The sequence below is a fragment of the Pantoea ananatis LMG 2665 genome, assembly GCF_000710035.2.
Taxonomy (GTDB): Bacteria; Pseudomonadota; Gammaproteobacteria; order Enterobacterales; family Enterobacteriaceae; genus Pantoea; species Pantoea ananatis.
Genome location: NZ_JMJJ01000004.1, coordinates 791095 through 810429, shown reverse-complemented (window position 1 = coordinate 810429; position 19335 = coordinate 791095). Strand labels below are relative to the sequence as shown.

19 protein-coding genes are annotated in these 19335 nt (G+C 50.4%); 6 read left to right on the top strand and 13 right to left on the bottom strand.

Annotated elements, in window-relative coordinates:
* Positions 1-56: 56 nt before the first annotated feature.
* The 9 genes from EL29_RS05620 to EL29_RS05580 all read right to left on the bottom strand — a co-directional run bounded on the left by EL29_RS05620 (position 57) and on the right by EL29_RS05580 (position 11950).
* Positions 57-1640 (bottom strand): APC family permease, encoded by a 1584-nt coding sequence (locus EL29_RS05620; protein ID WP_028715042.1) that lies wholly within the window; start codon positions 1638-1640, stop codon positions 57-59.
* Between the two features lie 718 nt (positions 1641-2358).
* Positions 2359-2688, bottom strand: coding sequence for a DHCW motif cupin fold protein (locus tag EL29_RS05615; RefSeq protein WP_028715041.1), 330 nt, complete (start codon positions 2686-2688; stop codon positions 2359-2361).
* A 493-nt stretch (positions 2689-3181) separates the two neighbouring features.
* The gene (gene uidA / locus EL29_RS05610; protein WP_028715040.1) at positions 3182-4942 is read right to left on the bottom strand and encodes a beta-glucuronidase; all 1761 of its coding nucleotides are present in this window, start codon (positions 4940-4942) and stop codon (positions 3182-3184) included.
* Between the two features lie 40 nt (positions 4943-4982).
* Positions 4983-6254, bottom strand: a complete 1272-nt coding sequence (uidC, locus tag EL29_RS05605; RefSeq protein WP_029571413.1) for a glucuronide uptake porin UidC — start codon at positions 6252-6254, stop codon at positions 4983-4985.
* 158 nt (positions 6255-6412) lie between these two features.
* Positions 6413-7690: a PTS sugar transporter subunit IIC gene (locus tag EL29_RS05600; protein ID WP_019105803.1), complete on the bottom strand. Its 1278-nt coding sequence runs from the start codon at positions 7688-7690 to the stop codon at positions 6413-6415.
* 53 nt (positions 7691-7743) lie between these two features.
* Positions 7744-8049, bottom strand: a complete 306-nt coding sequence (locus tag EL29_RS05595) for a PTS sugar transporter subunit IIB (protein WP_014606041.1) — start codon at positions 8047-8049, stop codon at positions 7744-7746.
* A gap of 16 nt (positions 8050-8065) precedes the next feature.
* The gene (locus EL29_RS05590; protein ID WP_028715038.1) at positions 8066-8386 is read right to left on the bottom strand and encodes a PTS lactose/cellobiose transporter subunit IIA; all 321 of its coding nucleotides are present in this window, start codon (positions 8384-8386) and stop codon (positions 8066-8068) included.
* A gap of 108 nt (positions 8387-8494) precedes the next feature.
* Entirely contained in the window at positions 8495-10408 is a 1914-nt protein-coding gene (locus EL29_RS05585; protein ID WP_028715037.1) for a BglG family transcription antiterminator, read from the bottom strand.
* 573 nt (positions 10409-10981) lie between these two features.
* Positions 10982-11950 (bottom strand): D-2-hydroxyacid dehydrogenase family protein, encoded by a 969-nt coding sequence (locus tag EL29_RS05580; protein ID WP_028715036.1) that lies wholly within the window; start codon positions 11948-11950, stop codon positions 10982-10984.
* 296 nt (positions 11951-12246) lie between these two features.
* On the opposite strand from EL29_RS05580, the gene EL29_RS05575 reads away from it, so the two are divergent.
* The 4 genes from EL29_RS05575 to EL29_RS05560 are packed head-to-tail and all read left to right on the top strand — an operon-like array spanning position 12247 to position 14743.
* Positions 12247-12825 carry a cytochrome b gene (locus EL29_RS05575; protein WP_028715035.1) on the top strand — a complete coding sequence of 193 codons (579 nt, stop codon included), beginning with the start codon at positions 12247-12249 and terminating at the stop codon, positions 12823-12825.
* Positions 12826-12838: 13 nt separating this feature from the next.
* Positions 12839-13390, top strand: coding sequence for a tetratricopeptide repeat protein (locus EL29_RS05570; RefSeq protein WP_028715034.1), 552 nt, complete (start codon positions 12839-12841; stop codon positions 13388-13390).
* A complete protein-coding gene (locus EL29_RS05565; RefSeq protein WP_014606046.1) occupies positions 13371-13928 on the top strand; it encodes a sigma-70 family RNA polymerase sigma factor in 558 nt (185 codons plus the stop codon). The genes EL29_RS05570 and EL29_RS05565 overlap by 20 nt, the downstream gene beginning before the upstream one ends.
* The gene (locus EL29_RS05560) at positions 13925-14743 is read left to right on the top strand and encodes an anti-sigma factor family protein (protein WP_022622516.1); all 819 of its coding nucleotides are present in this window, start codon (positions 13925-13927) and stop codon (positions 14741-14743) included. The genes EL29_RS05565 and EL29_RS05560 overlap by 4 nt, the downstream gene beginning before the upstream one ends.
* 15 nt (positions 14744-14758) lie before the next feature.
* Here the strand turns inward: EL29_RS05560 and EL29_RS05555 are convergent, their stop codons facing one another.
* Positions 14759-15334, bottom strand: a complete 576-nt coding sequence (locus EL29_RS05555) for a YceI family protein (protein WP_028715033.1) — start codon at positions 15332-15334, stop codon at positions 14759-14761.
* A gap of 547 nt (positions 15335-15881) precedes the next feature.
* Between EL29_RS05555 and EL29_RS05550 the strand changes: the two genes are divergently transcribed.
* Entirely contained in the window at positions 15882-16319 is a 438-nt protein-coding gene (locus EL29_RS05550; RefSeq protein ID WP_028715032.1) for a VOC family protein, read from the top strand.
* Positions 16320-16508: 189 nt separating this feature from the next.
* Here the strand turns inward: EL29_RS05550 and EL29_RS05545 are convergent, their stop codons facing one another.
* Both EL29_RS05545 and EL29_RS05540 read right to left on the bottom strand, forming a co-directional pair.
* The gene (locus EL29_RS05545) at positions 16509-17027 is read right to left on the bottom strand and encodes a GNAT family N-acetyltransferase (protein ID WP_014606774.1); all 519 of its coding nucleotides are present in this window, start codon (positions 17025-17027) and stop codon (positions 16509-16511) included.
* 150 nt (positions 17028-17177) lie between these two features.
* Complete coding sequence (locus EL29_RS05540) at positions 17178-17483, bottom strand: YciI family protein (protein WP_019105808.1); 306 nt, start codon at positions 17481-17483, stop codon at positions 17178-17180.
* Between the two features lie 545 nt (positions 17484-18028).
* Here EL29_RS05540 and EL29_RS05535 point away from each other — a divergent pair.
* The gene (locus EL29_RS05535; RefSeq protein WP_019106857.1) at positions 18029-18301 is read left to right on the top strand and encodes a hypothetical protein; all 273 of its coding nucleotides are present in this window, start codon (positions 18029-18031) and stop codon (positions 18299-18301) included.
* 390 nt (positions 18302-18691) lie between these two features.
* Here EL29_RS05535 and EL29_RS05530 read toward each other — a convergent pair whose 3' ends face one another.
* Complete coding sequence (locus tag EL29_RS05530) at positions 18692-19264, bottom strand: TetR/AcrR family transcriptional regulator (protein WP_019105365.1); 573 nt, start codon at positions 19262-19264, stop codon at positions 18692-18694.
* Positions 19265-19335: the final 71 nt, after the last annotated feature.

Below are 19335 nucleotides of genomic sequence, written 5' to 3'. Positions count from 1 at the left end.
CGGTAAACGCTGCCGCTAAAGCACCTGTGCCGGAGCACAGGTGCAGGCGATAAACACTATACCGCGTGTTGGCTAAAGGATGCGGATTCCGCTTCCTCATCGGTAATGTTGGGTTGAGAAAAGCTCGCTTTAACGCCCCAAAAGTAGCAGGCCAGCGACGCGACAATAATGAGGATCATATCGAGTGGTGCGTCAATCATACCGCTTCCGCCGTAGGTACCCAGCATAGAAACCACCATGACCGCGATGTAATAAGCCAGCAGCCACCAGGCGCACTGCAAATCCTGACTGAACTGGTTGCTCTTTTTGCCAAAGATCGCGTAAGCGACCCAGGCAAAAATCAGAATCGGAATCAGGATCTCATTAACAGACCAGCCGCTCCAGTAAATCAAAAGCGTACTGGCAACAAACGCCAGCGGGCTGAGAACCGCCGCAACGGGCAGACGAAACGGACGCTGCATATCGGGCAGGTGTTGACGAAAAGCGCCCAGGGTTATCGGGCCGGGCATGTAAGTAAAAACGGTTGCCGACGTCACCGCGCCGATTAAGCCGCCCCAGACCTGAAACTCGGAAGGCAATGTCCAGGCGATGGCCAGCAGCAGCGACAGCCACAATGCACCGCGCGGTACGCCAGATTTTGCATCCACTTTGCCAAACACTTTAAACAGATGGCCATTACGCGCCCAGGCAAACAGCACGCGCGCGGCGCCGGCAAGGTAGATGTTGCCGGTCCCGGCCGGGGAAATCACCGCGTCGATAAGAATCAGGTTAATCAACCAGGTCAGCCCCAGGCTGCGGGCCAGATCGGCATAGGGAGACTGGAATATCTGCTTCAGCCCTGCCCAGCCATGTTGTGACAGCAAATCGGTCGGTACCGCCCCCATGAACGCATACTGCAGGGCAAGGTAAATCACGAAGCTGACAGCAATGGCAATACCGATTGCCAGCGGCACGTTGCGCTGTGGATTTTTAGCTTCACTGGCAAAATCAACCGCCTGACGAAAGCCAAGATAGGCAAAGACAATCCCTGCCCCCGTCAGTGAGCTGAAAACGCCATGAGCCCCACCCGGCGGAGAAGGTGGAACATCAAGGTTCGGCGCATGGAAGTAAAGCAGAAGTGTCACGATGGTCAGCAACGGCACGATAAATTTGAAGGTGGTGACAATCGTGTTCACCCGCCCAAAGAAGCTGACGCTCCAGTAGTTGAGCAGAAAAAACACCACCAGTAGCCCAATCTGCACGCCAAACCCTAACCCCGTTGGGCTGCCGTCCTCATGCCCCAGTGCGGGCCACCAGTAGATCGCATACTGACGAACGGCCTCAACTTCCACCCCTGCGGTGCTGGTATAGGCCAGCAGCGAGCTGACACCAATCACGAAACCAACGATGTTGCCGTGCGAATAATTGGGATAGCGAACAAAACCGCCGGCGCGCGGTAGCGCTGAGGACAGCTCGGCGTAAACCAGGCCAATCATCAGAACGATCACGGCACCCAGTACCCATGCCCAGCCGGTATGGCTGCCCGCATAGCCGGAACTGTTAAGGGCGGCATATAACCAGCCCGAACCGATCATTGAGCCGATGCCAAGTAATGACAGATCGACCAACCCTAATTTCTTTTTAAGTCCCGTAGATGCCATGCGATGCCCCTGTCTGATTATTGGATGTTGTAGGTGGGAATAAAGCATATTGTGTGCCAGCAATATTTTGCTGTCGTAATCGTTTATGTAAGAAACATTCCAGATCACATAACCTGCCAGATAAGGGTTTCAGGAATCCGTTTCAACAAAAATATAAAATATCCGTCGGCGTGAGTTGCGATGTTAAGCATGAGATCAGGGTGCAACGCGCACTGCAATGATCCAGAAAATATATAGCGACGCTATTTGAAACATTCCGTCACCAGTGCAAAAGTTGTGACATATATTCAGGGGAGAGGTCGTTAGCATCGCCTTTAGTCAGTTGAATGACGCCACGCAAAATAACGCGACGTGAGTTTCCCCGTCATCCCTTTGCTGTCAGGGCCTGCGTTGCAGTGATGGAGGAGCATCGAGGTGTCAAGCAGACTGCGTAAAAATGCGGATGAGGTTGGCCTTTTTCACCTGATACCCGATATTTCAATGCGTTTTCCCATCGGGTGTTTTATGAATAAAAAAGAAAGTTAAAAAAGAGAGGGGTCATCAGACATTCAGCGTAATGATGCTGCTGCGCCCTGTGTTAATGATTACGGCAATAAGAAATCATCGTCTGAAAAAGGTGCCCTCTGTCTCCTTGCTTTTTTTAGTCCAAGTATCAGCAGAAGCACCCTATATTCAACTTATGGCTATCCGTTGCGGTAACCGCTTTTTTATACTGCCATCAGTCCACAATAAACAGCGTCGCCCCTTCTCTGGTGGTTGATCGATGAGCTTCGGCATCGTCGGCAACCTGATAACTCACGCCCGGCGTTAATACAAACGTGCGTCCATCGTCCAGCTCTGTGACCATTTCGCCTTTCAGGCACAGAAGAATATGCCCTTTTATACACCAGTGATCGGCCACGTAGCCGGGGGAATACTCAACCATTCTGACTCTGATATCGCCAAACTTTGCCACGCGCCAGAGCGCAAACCCGCTATCACCCGGATGCCGTTCTGCCTCTATCTGTGCCCAGTCTGTTATCCCGAAAGGGATATTTTCCATTTTCATTTTTCAGGCCTTATTGTTGCGCTTCGCTGACAGTTAGGTGCGTGGGCGAGAAACGGCACGCCAATGTATTATTCCGGATCAGTAGACGTGATTTCGTTATTTAAGGCAACGGGCAACGTAAAATCGGGAGGTGTTAATCTGCGGCGTCAAAGGCCAATGTGATATTCGGTCAGAGAAGTCAAATTTTATCCGGGTAAAACACCGGCCCTTTTTAATTACAGGTCGCACACCCGAATACCTGTCCCCGCCGCACAGTCGAGGCACAGAATGTTCAGCTGAAGATGCGTCGGATAAAGCCATCGTTTTTAACCTGCGCCCGTTTATCACAGGAGCCGGCATTCGCGTCTGTTTCAGCCACCGCGTCCCGTAACCGAAAGTAAAAGGCTTGTGGGTTACGGCTAAGGCTTTTTCATCCGTTACCTTCCCTGTTACCTCCCTCACCTGTAACTTGCCCGGATGCACTCTCGCGCATCCGGATTATTACGCGCGGCGCTTAAGACATCGCCGTCCAACGCTTTTTAAGCAGAAAAGCGGAGGCCTTAGGTTTACGGTCTCGGGTAAATACGCCCTTTTTATTTCCCCCTACCCGAATAATGCCCTGCGAGGTGGCGAAGTCGGCAAAGTTCCACACGTGCTCCCCGACGACAAAGGGTAAGCGATCAAAGACCTTATGGTACATCTCAAGGAACGCGCACTGGTACTCTTCAGACCACATTTCGTTATAGACGGAATGAAGGCCCGACAGCGTATCAGTCCCGTATTCGGTGATGATGATGGGCTTTTGATGGCGATCGTGCCAGGCGGTAAGTTCCGCTTCCAACGTTTTCTCCGCTGCCGTCAGATCGGCGGGATTTTCATACCAGCCGTAATATCGGTTCAGGCAAAGTACGTCAAACAGATCGCTGATCTGGTCTTCATCCAGCGAGGATTTCGTAATATTAACGCAGCAAACCGGACGGCTGGGATCCCGTTGCTTTGTCGCCTCAACCAAAGGTAGAAAATAATTCCGGCTGGCGGGTTCACGTGCGTCCGGCTCATTCGCGATACTCCACATCACCACCGAAGGATGATTTTTATCCCGGTCAATCAGTTCATGTATTGCCTCAAGATGCGCCTGCTGCGTGACCTCGTTAAGCGCGTCGGCGCAAAACAGTTTTTCTGGCCGGGCAATGTTGCGAATCATCGGCAGCGAAACGTTAAATCCGACCGCCGGGGTTTCATTAATGACCACGATGCCGTGCTCATCCGCCCAATCGAGCATCTCTTCTGCATAGGGATAATGCGCGGTTCGGTAAGAGTTGGCTCCTGTCCAGGACATCAATGCATGGTCGTGCACCAGCAGCACATTGTCGAAGCCTTTGCCGCGGAGATCGGCATCTTCATGTCGGCCAAATCCCTTGAAGTAAAAGGGCTGGTTATTAATAAGAAAACGGTCGCCCTTCACCTGGACAGTCCGAATCCCCACCGGCAGTTCATAACAGTCGGTTTCGGCATTAACGATCAACCGGTACAGGTAGGCCTTACCGGGCTGCCAGAGCACGGGCCGACTCACCGCCAGACATCCTTCACGTCCCGAGCCTAGCGCAACCGGCGTTCCCTCATGATCGATTAACTGACAGGTCACATTACCCGGTGCGTCAATGCGGTAATGCACCGCGCCCGAAAGGAGATCGTCGGTGAAATCCGTATGTACCTCAATGTCCCGAATAAACTCGCGCGGCGTGGTATAAAGCCAGACGTGACGATGAATGCCCGCATAGTTAAAGAAATCGTGGAAATAGTGCTGCTTCAACCGCCCGTCCTGCTCGGCAACCACGCCCGGCGGAATGGTGTGCCACGACAGCTCGTTGTTTACACACACCGTGAGACGTACGACGCGTTTCGTCGCCACCTGGGCGGTAATATCGCATTCGAATGGCGTATAACCGCCCTGGTGGAACAGAATCTGTTCGTCGTCCAGCCATACCGTTCCACGATGCGTGACAGCGTCAAAACGCAGCACCACGCGCTGCTCATGCCAGCGATCGGGAATGCGGACCTCGGTCTGGTACCAGACATCGCCCACATGCGAGCGCACCTCCTCATCGGCGAACTGATCGTTATAGCTTCCGGGAACCGCCACTTTGCGGGCACCGTTGAGACGGCCTTTCCACCACTCATCGGTCAATCCGCGCCTGTCTGCATCACGTTTAAACGTCCATAAACCATCGAGTAATTTAGCTTCACGTGACGCCGTTTCAATAGGTTTTAACATCTGACCTCCCTTCTGTTCGTTAAAGCGCAAAAAATATTGGTTATTTCAACATAAAGTCGTACTGTATTCCGGCTTTGACATCCCAGTAATAGAGGTTATTACCCAGCGAACTGCCGTCCCTTTTTTCTTTAGCGACATCCGACGCCACATACATTTTCAATCCTGATAGCGGCCCTTCCTGTACGTTATAGAAAACACCGGCGAGAATGCCCCGTCCCTTCATCCGGATGGTTCGTCTTGTATCTTCATAACCGCGGGTAATCAGAGGGGCGAGCATGACGCTCAGGTTTGGCTGAAAGAAATAGTGTGCGCCGGCCTGTAGAGAAAACATATCTTCTTTATTTCTGTCGATACTCAGGGAGTTGGGATAGCCGATATCAGTATCAACATTCGAACCAATGCCGTTCATTGCATGAGTGACAATTCCTGCCGCGCCAAAAAAGCTTATTTTGGGCATGCTGTAGGTAACCTGACCTGAATAAACCTGAGTATTATTGTGATAGCTCTGAGTACGTGATACGCCATTTAACAACGCATGAAACGCCAGCAGTTCGACTTTAATTACGTTGTTATTTTCAAGGGGAAATTTCTTTTCAATCATGGCCTGATACTGAGAAGAAACATCCTCCTGCCACGCGCCGCCAAGAGCATAAAGGCTGTTTTCATCACGCCAGCTGCCGGCCAGAAATGAACGTGCCCGCCGGGTGTCGTAACGACCGGTGGCGGTGTTATAGATCCCTTCATTGCGGACCCCGACTGGCGCATCCGGCCAGAGAAAAACGCGTGTGCGATACATCGCCCACAGATCGATATTGTCGTCTGGCTGATAACGGCCCAGCACGCCTTCCGATAGCGTTGGCATGGTTCGGGTGGATCCAGAGGCAATCAGTGGAATGCGATATGGCAAACTGCCATAGCCGTTATCAGTACCGAAGCGACCTATTTTAAGGTGGATATTATCCTGAGGTTTTAACTTTACTGCCCCCGTCACCAGGCCAAAGCTGTCGTGGTCGGCAAGATAGCCGCGTGTACTCCATTGTTCTTTGGCACCAAGCTTATAAACATAATAAGCTCCGGCTTCGATACCAATTAAATCTGAATAATAGTGCGAGTTTGCATCAATCATGGCGCCCTGAACCCAGCCATAAATATTTTCTTCGTAATTACCTGCACTGGGTCGATCGGCGCGACGAAAATCATTTTTCAGTCGAATGCGTAACGCATCTTCATCATCGTTAATGTCTGCGGCCTGGAGTAAGGGTGAAGTGAATGCCAATAGTAATAACGCTATTGTGAGTTTTTTAGTTTTCATAATCATTTTCTTTTTAGAGAGCAGAGGTAGGGTTATGTTATTAATTAAATTATATCGGCAGGTTACTCCCGTTTATTTTTCTGTTCTGTTTACACCGGGCAGCCTCAGCAGACAACCACCCTCAGAATCTTATTTATCAGGCAAAATGTGCGTACGCATTAAACCGGTTTGCCTGCGCCCTCTTTTTCCAGCATATAAGACGCTGTATCTGCCCTTTTGAAAAAGGGATACCAGACAATTATCTGCACCGCGACCAGCGCAACCTGTAATACCGCAATCTTCCAGCTGCCTTCCATAATGCCGCTTAAGATAATGGGCATGCCCGTGATTGGTGTAATCCCGGCAACGCGAGGCACAAGACCGATATAGGTTGCTACATAGGCAATGACCAGGCTGATGGCGTTCATAAAGATAAAGGGAATAGCAAAACGGAAGTTAAATACCATCGGTGTGCCAAACACCAGGGGTTCACTGATGCCAAACAGCGCGGGAACCGTAGTGAGTTTGCCCAGGGTTTTATATTGCTGGCTTCGGGCAAAAAACAGCATGAGTAACGTCAGACCAATCGCACTGGCCGACATGGTATAGGTGCTGACAAAGGCCCGCCCGGTGATGTTCGGCAATGACTCACCGGCAGAGTACGCGGCCAGTTGCATTGCATCCATCGCGGTAAAAATTGGCAGCACGACGGAGTAGATGACCATGGTGCCGTGGATCCCGACAAACCACAGCAGCTGCGCCAGCGTCCAGAGCAGAATGATGGAGACAATATTTCCTCCCATGCCCTGAAGCGGAATTTGCAGGAAGGTATAGATAAACTGATGCATGTTTTTGAACGGCGTGGCCGTAAAAATGACCGACACGGCAGCAAACAAAATTAATGAGACGAAACCAGGGATCAGGCTACTAAAACTGCTGGACACCACCGGCGGCACGCTGGCAGGCATCTTAATAGTAAACCCTCTTTGTTTAATAAAAACGTAGACCCGGGTTGAAAGCAAGCTGACCACAATGGCGGTAAATATGCCCGTTCCACCTAACCATTGCATAGGAATAATGGGCATGCCGGTTTCGGCGAAGGCCACCGGCGTCACGATGAAGAAATTCAGCAACGCCAGGATTCCACAGAATAACGCATCTTCGTCATGTTGCCTGGCATAACTTCCCGCTATCGCGACCCCGAATATCACAGCAAGGAAGTTGGTGGTGAACATAATGATCGTTTTCAGTGCGGTGGCAATCCCTACACTGGCAATAAAGGCGCTATAGGCCGGAACGGGTAAATTCAGGAACAATGCGGCAAATGCACCCAGTATCGTTATCGGCATGGCACTCATCATGCCGCCTGTAATGCCGTTTACCAGTTTACTGCTCTGAATGGTATTAACTACAGGATTAATTTTATTGGTTATCGTCTTTCGGTCAAATTTAGGCATAATGATCCCCTGCCAAATTTATTTGGCTATGCACCTGATGTTTTATTCGTGGTTTACTTTAATAAAGCGATCGCGTCTGCCAGGACTTTTTCACCATTCATCATTCCGTAGTCCACCATATCGACCACGGCGACGCTAATGCCCTGAGGTTCATACTTTTCGCGCAGGTCATCTTCCAGATAGGATATTTGTGGCCCGAGAAGAAGTACGTCTGTCTTTCCGTTATGCGTTTTGAATTTTTCTTCTGGCATCGCAATAATGCTCACGTCGATTTGACGCTGTTTGGCACTTTGCTGCATTTTTGCCATCAACATAGAGGTGGACATTCCAGCCGCGCAAACTAATGTGATGTAGATCATATGTATTTCCTTATCGCTATTTATTGTGGATGAGTTTATACATTTCAATCATTTCGATGGCGATATCTCGTGTTGTCATCGCACTGATTAAATGATCCTGACCGTGGACCATAATAAGTGAAACGGCACAGGGGTTCTCTTCACGAGCCTCCGCCTGAATCATTTCCGTCTGAAAATGGTGAGCCTTCTGTAAAAATTCACTGGCTTCTTTTATCCGCAATTCTGCCATTTCAAAATCGCCCAATCTGGCCGCTTTAATGGCCTGCATGGCTTTACTTTTCGCGCTGCCGCCGTTGACAACTAACTCAGTGATAATATCCTCAAGACTAATTTCCATCACGTTACCGCTCCGTTTTCTGATGATTTACGTTCATCTTAATCCTCACCCTTTTCTCTCTCCAGCGGGAAATTTACCATATTGAACATGGTAAATTTTGCCTGTCGCTTACAGCGCGTCACTTCCTTTAAGCAGATCCATGATGACGTCAAAGGTTGGGTTATTAAGCAGTTGTTGTATCGCGGCAGAATCAAACAGCAACTTTGTTGTCAGTTGATAAAAATGGCCGACGTCGCTGTCTTCATCGGCAGAAATCGAGACAAGGAATACTACCTGTACATCGTTGTGGCCCCACCATACCGGGCGATCTAATATTCCGATGGCGACAAAGCTATTTGGCGTCATCACCTGGAAGGGATGCGGAATGGCCACAAGATTACCAAAGTCGGTTTGCCCTAATGCTTCCCTTTTCATCACCGCATCGTAAAAGCCGGCGGGCAGCGGAAAGGTTTTTTCCGTGTGCTGGCACAATATCCTCAGCACCTCTTCTTTTGTAGATGCGCTGATATTGGTCAAAAAAAGTTCGGGTCGATAGTATTTATATAAAAAAACATGATTATTGCTTTCAAATACTTCACTGCAGGTTGCGATATCTTTGCTTTCAAGAAATTGTGTGACTTCGAAGACGGGCACTGGCACCTCTGTATTCACGGGAACCGTTGTGAAAATGTAATCAATGTTCTTGCCGGCAAAGTCAAAGCTCCCCAGTTCCCAGGCGGTACATTCATAAATGTGCTCTACATAGTTTCCAAACGCCTGTCTGTATTTATACATGAATAACTGCGTTGTGCCTTTTCCCGACGCACATACGATGATGATATTTTTCTTCTCTATTTTTTTATCTTTTTTCATCCGCGCCAGTTCAAAGATGATGGCAAAATAAGCAATTTCATCGTCAGGAATCCGGGTGGCATAATGTTCAGACAGTGCAATACAGGCTGTGGCCGCCAGAGTATAGGCAAAGGCATATTCTTTTTTAATTTCATGCAGCAGTGGATTACTGAGTGGAATGTCGAACTGCATGCGGATGTCCAGCGGAACCAGATGTTGATTTAACGACATGCGCAGCTCAAGGTTATCCATGAAATCGATGTTGAAACTCTTGAGCAGAATTTCCAGCATTCGCCCGGTCAACTCGTCGATCTTGCGCGAGATAACGATATTGACGCCGGATTTTTTACCTGGTGTGGAAGAGAGCTTGGCGCCCATGTGCAGGGCAATATAAGAAAATTCGTTTTGATTCAGCGGGAGGCTTAGCGCTTCCTCAACCTGTTGCACGATCAGCCCTGTCGCCTCAATAACCTCAGGCTTGACCAACATGCCTATTCTTTGGTGATCGATGGAAACGGCATGACCGTGCTTTGTTCGGTACACCGCAATAAAAACATGTGAAACCAGATTTTCCAGTGAGACTTCGGAGATGCTTAAGCCACAGCGGTGCAGCACGGATAAAACAATTTTACCGATTATCTTCAATCCCTGCTCTTTCTCCCCCTCTACATTCATAAAATGATTAAACCGGATAAGGTTATTGGCTATACAAGTACGTTTATCAAATTCATTTCCCTGAACTGCAATACCATAGTTAGGCCGACGGTCGAGTATGAGTTGATGCAGATGAAGGATGTCCTCGACTTTTTTCAGGTCCGCAGTCATCGTATTGCGGGAAACGTAACAGGTTTCACACAGGTCATCTAATTTAATATAGTTCTCGCGGCTCAGCAGATTAGCCAGAATAAAAATCACTCTTTCATTTGAATTGGTCGGCCGCTGTGCGTTGCTGCCTTTTTCCAGCGAGGTTGTCAGGCTTTGAAAGTCTTCCTGGTTATAAACCACCAGCTGATAGCCCATGCTGGATTTGGAATGTATTGAGGCACCGCGCGAAGTCAGGATGTCATTTAACGCTTTTAACCGGGTCCGCACCGTTTTTTCACTCACATTCAGCCGACCCGCCAAATCGCGTGCTGTATGAAAATCCTGGTCAAGCATTTCATTAAAAAGGACCGATAATTTACTGTACATACCATCCCCTTTATAATAATTATCTGCATCCTGATAATTTTATCATCGCCGATTTGCCAACTCCACCCAGGTGGTCACCATTTGAATCTGGTAAGCAATTGGGTTAAAAGCCTTTTTTTAGATGCGAGTCACACATTTGCTATGCGTGCAGCAAAACATGGCATCGGTGAAGCCTGATTCTCACGCCTGTCATTATGCGGATTCAGCCTGAATCCCGGTGACAAACGCCCGGAAAGAGTTCAGCCAGAATACGCGAATTTGGCGTATGCTTTAATTTTGACGGACACAGAGGTTATTGTCGGAGAAGTGATAATCAGGATATTTAACCGTTTTATCTCATTATTTTTACTGCGGCCGCAACCCAATCGAGTCCGTTATTAAACAATTAAAAGAAAATAGTGCTTAAATATCGAATGCGTTCGATTTAAAATTAAAAATCTCGTATTTCAGTCACGTACGGATACCTGTTGACGAAACTGCCAGGATTTTTTTACGCCACCGCTCCGCTGGCGACGTGCATTACTAGCCTGGCCGCTATTCGCTGAAGGGCACCCTTAGCCGCGCAGGGTAAGCTTATTCCTGCGCCTCGGGATTTATTACATGGCTTCGGTCACCGTCGAAAAAGCGCACCACGTTTTCGAACGCGGTGCCGAAATACAGGCTGTAGCTGTCCTTCTCGACATAGCCAATGTGCGGCGTGCAGAGCACGTTGGGCAGTGATAACAGCGGATGCGCGGGATCGTATACCGGCTCCTGCTCATAAACGTCCAGAGCGGCAAAACCCGGGCGGCCCTGGCGCAGCGCACTCAGCAGCGCATCGGCAGCCACCAGCTCAGCCCGGCTGGTGTTGACGAACAATGCATCGGGCTTCATCTGCACCAGATCGTCGCGCGTGATATTGCCCTCGGTTGCTGCCACTAAGCGCTGATGAACGGTTATCACGTCGCTGGAGGCAAAAAATGCCTCACGGCTGGCTGGCACCATCACTCCCTCCTGCTGCGCTTCCTGCCTGGCGCGATCGCTTCCCCAGACCTGCACCCGCATACCAAATGCCTTTGCATAAGCCGCAATCCGCTTGCCAATTTTACCGTAGCCCAGGATCCCCAGCGTCTGGTTACTCACGCCCTGCCCCAGCTCTGCCTGCCAGTGACCGGCGCGCATGGCGTTAACGGCCTGAACGAACTTTCTGCGGGCTGCCATAATCAGCAGCCACGTCAGTTCAGCCGGTGCAACGGGCGAGCCGACGCCCTCGACAATCGCCACACCCGCCCGTGAGCAGGCCGCAATATCGATATTGCGGGCGACCTTACCGGTCTGACTGATGAGCTTTAGTTGCGGCGTGCGCTGTAAAAAGGCCTCGTCAATGGTGGTGCGCTCACGGATCAGGATCAAGGCCTGAGCCGTCGCCAGCGCCTGTTCTGCATCAGGATCGAGGCTGATATCCCCAACAGCGGTACAGGTAAATTGGGGATGGCATTGCAGGCAGTCGAGGCCTGCCGTGGCCTGATGATAATCGTCGGGAATACAAACCTGTATTGTCATGGGATCGCGCGCCTTAAGAATGGAGTTGGCTTGTTACCGTCGGCTGAATAACCGCCCTACATCATTAAAACAGCCTCTCGGTTACGTCAATGTCCTTGTGCAGAATGCGCGCCATGCCGCCCGAGGCAGTGCGAAGTTTGCGCCGGACGATGTCATTCGCACCTCAGCGATTGTTCACCCTTTCCCCGTCACTTATCTCGCTCTAAAACATCGCAAAAAAGTCGAATAAAAAAGTCGAATAAAAATCCGCATACGCACGTTCACTCATCATAAACCTGAAGGAGAGAACGAAAGCCATGATTCACACACAACCCAAGAAACCCCGACAGCGCTACGACGGAATGACCCTGGCGCTGCACTGGATTACCGCGACCAGCGTCATCTTTTTGTTTGCCAGTGCGCACATCTGGGAATGGCTGGAGCGCGGAACACCGCTCCGGAAAGGCTTACAGTCAGTGCATATTTCCTGCGGGATCGTGCTGGCGCTGGTCATGGTGATCCGTCCGGTCTGGCGGCTAATGAGCCAACGTTCGCCGCGTTACGCGATGCCCGCTGCCGCCGTTTCACGTCCGGCGAAATTCCTTTCTCACTGCGTTCACGGTGCGCTCTATCTGCTGCTGTTCACGCAAATTGTGCTGGGCTTTATGTTTCGCTGGGCGCAGCAGGAACCCTTTGGCTTTTTTGGCCTGTTCGATCTGAGCGGATGGGTGCATGTCGATCCTCTGCTCAAACATGCTCTGGGTGAATTACACAACAATGTCGCCTGGGCGCTGATTATTCTGGCCGCGTTCCATGCTCTGGCCGCCCTGTTCCATCACTATTTTCTCCGCGATAACGTGCTGCGCCGCATGCTGCCCGTTCGCCTCTTTCGTTAACTGGAGCACTACCATGAAAAACACCGCTTCACTGCTGCGTACCCCAGGCCGTAAGCTGCTGGTTCCGGCCCTGCTGTTCGTTATCCATGCCGCCCCGGCACTGGCCGCAGGCGATGACAGCACCAACAGTAAAATTCCGGACTGTCCGCGCGGGCAGGTTTACGACAGCAAGACCAAACAGTGTGTTCCCGACAAAACGGCGCGCCTGAGTGACGAAGACAAGACAAACTATGCCTATCATCTGGCGAAGAAAGGCGACTATCAGGCCGCGCTTACCCTGCTGGATAGTCTGAAACAGCCCGACACCGCAGAAGCCTGGAATTACCGGGGTTATGCCACCCGAAAACTCGGGCGTACCGACGAAGGGATCGGGTATTATCAACGCTCGCTGGCGCTTAACCCGCGCTATGCGAAAGTGCGCGAATACCTGGGCGAAGCGTGGCTGATTAAGGGCCGTCCCGACCTGGCAAAAGCGCAGTTGAAAACCATCGCCAGCCTGTGCGGTACAGGATGCGAAGAGTATCGTGATTTGCAGGCCGCCATTAATGGTCATCCGGAATCCTGATACCTACGATGAGGACAGTCACATCACGACCAGCGAAGTTCGCCAGCAGCTTGCTGCCCATCTGACGCGCCTGTGGCGCTACGGGCTGGTACTGTCCCGAAACCACGACGTTGCTGAAGAACTCGTGCAGTCTACCTGCGTACGCGCGCTCGAAAAGAGCGCGCAGTTTACGCCGGGTACCCGGATAGATCGCTGGCTGTTCTCGATCCTTCACTCTATCTGGATTTCCGACCTGCGCGCCCGCCGCGTGCGGTTAGGACAGGGCTTTGTTGAAAGTGAGGAACTGCTGGCGCCTGACACGCGGGAACGTGATGATGAACGCCTGCATTTTCAGAAAATCATGCAGCGCGTCAGCGCATTGCCAGAAGCCCAGCGCAATACCGTCTTTCTCGTCTATGTTGAAGGATTTACCTATCAGGAAGCCGCAGAGACGCTGGCCGTACCCATCGGCACCATTATGAGCCGGCTGGCAACCGCGCGTTCGGCGCTGGCAAAATCGTTTGATGCTCAGGCTTCTGCGCAGGAGAAACGCTCATGAACACGCTACGCTTTGCGCCCCCCTTCAGCGACGAAGCGCTGGTGGCCTGGCTGGATGGCGAAATGAACCCTGATGACGCACGCAGGCTCGAATTACTGCTGGAAACCGATGCTGAACTGGCTGAACGCATCGATGAACTGATGAAAAGCCAGCTCGACTTTGACACGGCCTTTGCGCCCTTACTGGATAAAGCCCCGGAAGCAAAAATGCAGCGCCGGCTCGACGCGTTGTTAAACGCGCCAACACAGGCACCCGCCGCCGATGTTGTCGCTACCGCGACATCGGGCATTAGCCGTCGTTCGCTGATTGCAGCCTCGCTGAGTTTTCTGATGATCGGTTCAGGCCTCGGCTACCTCGCCCGCCCGGCTAAAACCAGGCTGAGTGAGAGCGAGAAGATTCGCGATCTCGAAGCCCAGTACATGTCGCTTTACAGCGCAGAAACGCTGCTGGATGCGGATAACTCCCCTGCCGCATTACAGCATGGTCTGGCCCGCACCGCGCAGGATATTGGCCTGCATCTCAATACGCAGCAGCTTTCCCTGCCGGATGCAGAGTTGAAGATGGTGCGCATGTTGCGCTATGACAGCACATCTATCGCGCAAATTGCGTGGATCCATGCGGAATATGGCCCGATGGCGCTATGCATTTCGCCGGACGCCCAGCCTGCCTCAACCGGGCTTCAGCGCGAACAGCGCCATGATATGCGCCTGGTCTGGTGGCACCACGGCGGCTATCAGTTTGTCCTGATTGGCCGCAACCCGGACGAAGCACTGGCAAGCAGCGCCAGCGCCCTGAAAAACGCCCTTAGCGCTTAACGGCATGGGGCGCTTTCAAGGCACATGACTGGCCTCAGCCTGAATATCAATCTTGATCGTCACCGTATCATCCACCAACGCGGTGAAGCGATCCATATGGTAGGCCGAGCGGGAAATCGTGGTCATGGCATGTAGCACGATCCGTTCATCGCGTTGCGCCGTGCGGTCGTGCTCTTCCATCGTGGCTTCCAGAATGACCGGTCGCTGAACGTCTTTTACCGACAATGAGCCAAAAATCCTGAAATTGCCGTTGCCCTGCGCCACGATCCGGCTGCTGGTAAAGACGATATTGGGATAACGGGGAGCATCAAAAAACATGCTGCTTTTTAACTGATACGTCAGCAGGTTGTTGGACGCGATAAGCGTGGTGACCGGAATAGTGACCTTCACACGATTATCCATTTCATTTGCCGGATTCAGCGCAACCTCGCCGGTTACGCCCGTTAATTTCGCATGCGAAATACCGCCAAATGCGTGCCATGACAGCCCTATCGCGGTGTCAGGTGTGGAAATCGTGTAGTAAAGTGAAGCCGCGTGGGATAACGGATTCAGCAGCAGCCCAGCAACCAGAACAGATACAGCGCGCGTCATAACGGGATTCTCCAGTAAACAGACAACGCATTAACGCGCCAGGTAGCAACTTTATTCGATTAATACTTACAGTTATATAACATTTGAACGGATGTGGATCCCGCCTCATCGCTTTGATGTGGAAGCGGGTAGCTTGTGCGGCTCAGACAGACTCGGGATGCCGGGTGCAGATGATGTTTTGCGGGTGCGGCCTGATGACCGGCATTCTGCTTGTAGCGTTCTGGAAAACGGTTTTGTCTGCTGTCAGCCTTGAAATAAGACTGTCTGCTTCTGGCACAAAGCAGATCAGCATGTCGGGTCCGCAATAAGTGACAAGCAGACAATCACCGTTTTTTACACTAGATAACGGCTTGTACCTGGTCGCGTATTGTTCAACAGGGAGCAGGTAACCTGTACGGCTGTCGCTGTGGATGGCTCATAACGACATGATTCAGACCGCTCTCAGTTGTGCTTTTCCTTAACAAATCCCATCGCACTTACCGTGAAGCAATAAAGCAACAATTTTAGATAGTTAGGTGCTCAATTTTTGAAACCAGCAGGTAATGTCATGATCTTAAGTGCTAATCACGTCGGTTTTTCAGTCAAAAATATTCAAGACGCATTATTCGTCTGGACCCATATTCTTGGAGGGAAGTTATTACGCGAAGGGAAAATGTCTGGACCCATTATTGATGAAGTCACAGGCGCAAGGGGAGCGGATGTACAAATGGCTTTGCTTGAAGTGGCTGGTATGAACATTGAATTACTGCAATACAATAACATTGAACAGCCAGAAGCGCCTTCAGCACCCTATATCCCAGGCTACGCGCACCTGGCGTTTATGGTTAAGGATCTTGATACGCTCCTGAGCAAAGTATCGGACTATGGCTGGAAGACGCCAGGAAAACCCCAGACAGTCTCATCAGGCCCCATGCAGGGAACCAGAGTCATATATTTACAAAGCCCTGATGGTCAGACGCTTGAGTTGATGGAACGCAATCAATGAAGTCTACATGTCATGATCCACTACCTTCTTATCAGAGCGGTGATGTTTGCAACGTCCGCTTGGTGGCACAGAGCGGACTGACCTGCTCCCTGTAAACTAACCTACCATGATGCAAGCAGCGTCCGCTCCTGGCACTAAGCGGACGTTCCGTAGACCCGCTAAAAATTACATTTATGGTTTAATTAATTATTAGCGTACAAGCATGCGTACTTGCTTACCGCGATAGGTAACATAATCTTGAAACTGGAAACCAAAGCGCTCAGCCAGATGATTTGAACGTTTATTTTCTTCGTCAATAATGCAGCACAATGGGGAGGATAATGTCTGATCGGCCCATAGTAAAACTGCGGCCAGTGCTTCAGACGCATAACCTTTGCCTTGAACTTCAGGAATTAATGTCCATCCAGCTTCAGGGTATTTTAACTGAGGTGTGATATCACGATGAACATCCTGGAAACCAAACGAACCAGCATAACGGCCTGTAGTTTTCTCAAACACCGCCCAGTAGCCATACCCTAACGCTTGCCAGTGTCCGATATAACGTAATAAGCGGCTCCAAACACTTTCTGTCGTTGGTTTCTCACCGCCATTAATTTTAATCATTTCAGGCGTGCTCCAGCACGCCATAAGCGCTGGAAAATCGTCGAGCGTAAATTGCTTTAAAATTAGTCGTTCTGTCTCAAGTCGAGGCGCATCCTGAAATGTCATCACTTCTCCTGGTGTTAGCATATTTAAAGCGACTGCTTTACCAAAATGCACAATTCTTCTTTCAGGGACAATAAAATTTTGCCAATGCCCGCTTCTGGCACAAACCGGACAAGGTAACTAAGTTGAAGGTCCGCTATGAGAAAGCAGACATTAAGCGTTAAGCATGTCCTCAAAAGCGAGGCTCCACGATAAAACCTCAACCGATGCTCGTAAACCATGGATCCAAAAAGGGTCATCGGAAAATATGGATAAGGCTTCTTCTTCATGCTCAGCCTTAACTACCCATAGAGCTCCGACAGGTTGATCGTTATTTTTTTCACGTAATGAACCAGCAGCAAGAACCACACCTCGTTTTTGCTTTAACCAGTCCAAATGAGGATTAAGATATTGTTTTCTGACATTGTATTCACCTGGGTGATCCGTAAACCTTATTGCGAAAAGCATTCCTTCTCCCATTTTGCAGCATTTTGGATGCCGATTCCTGAATGTTAATAAGCACTAAAGATGACTTTTTATCAAGCGTTGACGTCCGTTTTTGGCACAAAGCGGACAGGCTGACTGAGCTGAAGGTCCGCTTTGAGCTGTGAATTCAACCGATGAACGCACACATGCATAACGCCTCTGATGAACAGAGCGCTGAACTGTGCTGAATTTATCAGGGTTCAGGAAGCAGACTGAAGATCACTGAAAAAGAGACGTCATTTTACTAAAAAAAGAGTCATTCGGCCTGCTCTCCCGAACTTAATCCTAATCCTAAATACGAGGTATCACATGTTCGTCAGGACGCCATGCCTTCCGCTTATTAATATTTACTTACCGTAATTAACTAAAGGCGTCATCAAACTGTCATCAAAAAATCTTTGAATAACCGAGGCGCATCTGGGTTTCACCTTCCAGGGAACCCGCTGTGTTCCTGCAAGTTTTTGTGATTACGTTTCTCAATTCGCTGAGCGCTGTCAGGGCAATCAGCCTTCTGTTTTCTTAAGCTGAGAGGAATCGTTATGCCTGTATCTGTTATAAAATACGCAGTTAAAACCGCCGCGTTAGCAGCGATCGTACTGGCTGGCCTGCAGGGCGTTTCGTTCGCAAATGATCTGCCTTCTCGCACGACTTTAGGGCCCGATTCAGTTAAAGAAATGTCCGCTCAAAAAGCAGACGCCTCCACTAATGAAAGCGCTACCAAACTGGCCGCGTGGCATCACCATCTGGAGATTAATCCGGGTTGTAATGATCCCTCTTCAGGTCTCGGTTGCACCGACGATGACAATGCATAACGCGTAAAAGCTGCAGGCACCGTTTACAGATGCGGTGTCTGCACTGAGAGGAAGAGATAAAAAGTACCGTCATCCAAACTGCTATTCATCCAGGCACTGGAGCATGAGGCATATAAAGCCTCTTACAAAGTAAAGGCTGGCGTCGCGTGCTGGTTACTGCCCTGCCGACCCGGCCATTCCTACCGGTTTCTTTACAGGGTCTTGCCAGATACCCGTTTACCTGTAGAGGGTCAGAGGTGTCGTGAGTTTGAACCTCCTCCGTTCACGGGAATTCGCGGAGAACAGATAAACCCGATGCGGTGTTATTCCTCTAAATATAAATATCCGGAGCTGCATAAACGAAAGACTGACCTTATTTAATGCGCCAGTCAGTTACGTTTTTTCAGAATTTTATCTCTCAGCTGCGGGTAGCAGACCTGCAAGCCTGTATCCCTCAATAAGCTCATCAAAAAGCTGAATATTGTTCCGGCTTCTGGCCATTAGCTGTGCGCCGGCGATGGCAGAAAAAATGGCACCGGCACGCATTCTGCTGTCTTCTGACGCAGTGATCCCCGCTTCCAGTAGCTGCCCTGCCAGCCAGTCGATATTGACGTCCGCAAACTTTTGCACCTCAACTTTGACAGGTTCAGGCAAATCATCATATTCCGCCGACATGAAACTTCCCATACAAAGTCGGTTTCCGCTTTCCAGCGAACGGCGAAATATTTTTGGATAGCGGCTCAGACTCCTGAGCGCATCGCCTTCCGCATCCCTCAGTACGTCCAGGTCACGCGCCGTATCCTCCCAATAACGCTGGGCCACCGCCGCACCCAGCTCGGCCTTGCTGGGGAAATGATAGTAAATGCTTGCCGCTTTAATCCCCACTTCATCTGCCAGTCCGCGGATATTCAAACCTGTATAACCATGCGCCTGCGCCGCCAGACGGGCTGCGTTCAGAATTTCGTCGCGGGATGTTTTGCTCATTATGTCACTCCTCCAGAAGCCAGAACCCCAATTCTAACATTTGTTAGGTAGGTATTGACAGCGTCATTTTA

Bases quoted from the DNA above. Each gene is read 5' to 3' on its own strand.
- EL29_RS05620 (WP_028715042.1), bottom strand. From the start codon at position 1,640: ATGGCATCTACGGGACTTAAAAAGAAATTAGGGTTGGTCGATCTGTCA.
- EL29_RS05615 (WP_028715041.1), bottom strand. From the start codon at position 2,688: ATGAAAATGGAAAATATCCCTTTCGGGATAACAGACTGGGCACAGATA.
- uidA (WP_028715040.1), bottom strand. From the start codon at position 4,942: ATGTTAAAACCTATTGAAACGGCGTCACGTGAAGCTAAATTACTCGAT.
- uidC (WP_029571413.1), bottom strand. From the start codon at position 6,254: ATGAAAACTAAAAAACTCACAATAGCGTTATTACTATTGGCATTCACT.
- EL29_RS05600 (WP_019105803.1), bottom strand. From the start codon at position 7,690: ATGCCTAAATTTGACCGAAAGACGATAACCAATAAAATTAATCCTGTA.
- EL29_RS05595 (WP_014606041.1), bottom strand. From the start codon at position 8,049: ATGATCTACATCACATTAGTTTGCGCGGCTGGAATGTCCACCTCTATG.
- EL29_RS05590 (WP_028715038.1), bottom strand. From the start codon at position 8,386: ATGGAAATTAGTCTTGAGGATATTATCACTGAGTTAGTTGTCAACGGC.
- EL29_RS05585 (WP_028715037.1), bottom strand. From the start codon at position 10,408: ATGTACAGTAAATTATCGGTCCTTTTTAATGAAATGCTTGACCAGGAT.
- EL29_RS05580 (WP_028715036.1), bottom strand. From the start codon at position 11,950: ATGACAATACAGGTTTGTATTCCCGACGATTATCATCAGGCCACGGCA.
- EL29_RS05575 (WP_028715035.1), top strand. From the start codon at position 12,247: ATGATTCACACACAACCCAAGAAACCCCGACAGCGCTACGACGGAATG.
- EL29_RS05570 (WP_028715034.1), top strand. From the start codon at position 12,839: ATGAAAAACACCGCTTCACTGCTGCGTACCCCAGGCCGTAAGCTGCTG.
- EL29_RS05565 (WP_014606046.1), top strand. From the start codon at position 13,371: ATGGTCATCCGGAATCCTGATACCTACGATGAGGACAGTCACATCACG.
- EL29_RS05560 (WP_022622516.1), top strand. From the start codon at position 13,925: ATGAACACGCTACGCTTTGCGCCCCCCTTCAGCGACGAAGCGCTGGTG.
- EL29_RS05555 (WP_028715033.1), bottom strand. From the start codon at position 15,334: ATGACGCGCGCTGTATCTGTTCTGGTTGCTGGGCTGCTGCTGAATCCG.
- EL29_RS05550 (WP_028715032.1), top strand. From the start codon at position 15,882: ATGATCTTAAGTGCTAATCACGTCGGTTTTTCAGTCAAAAATATTCAA.
- EL29_RS05545 (WP_014606774.1), bottom strand. From the start codon at position 17,027: ATGACATTTCAGGATGCGCCTCGACTTGAGACAGAACGACTAATTTTA.
- EL29_RS05540 (WP_019105808.1), bottom strand. From the start codon at position 17,483: ATGGGAGAAGGAATGCTTTTCGCAATAAGGTTTACGGATCACCCAGGT.
- EL29_RS05535 (WP_019106857.1), top strand. From the start codon at position 18,029: ATGCCTGTATCTGTTATAAAATACGCAGTTAAAACCGCCGCGTTAGCA.
- EL29_RS05530 (WP_019105365.1), bottom strand. From the start codon at position 19,264: ATGAGCAAAACATCCCGCGACGAAATTCTGAACGCAGCCCGTCTGGCG.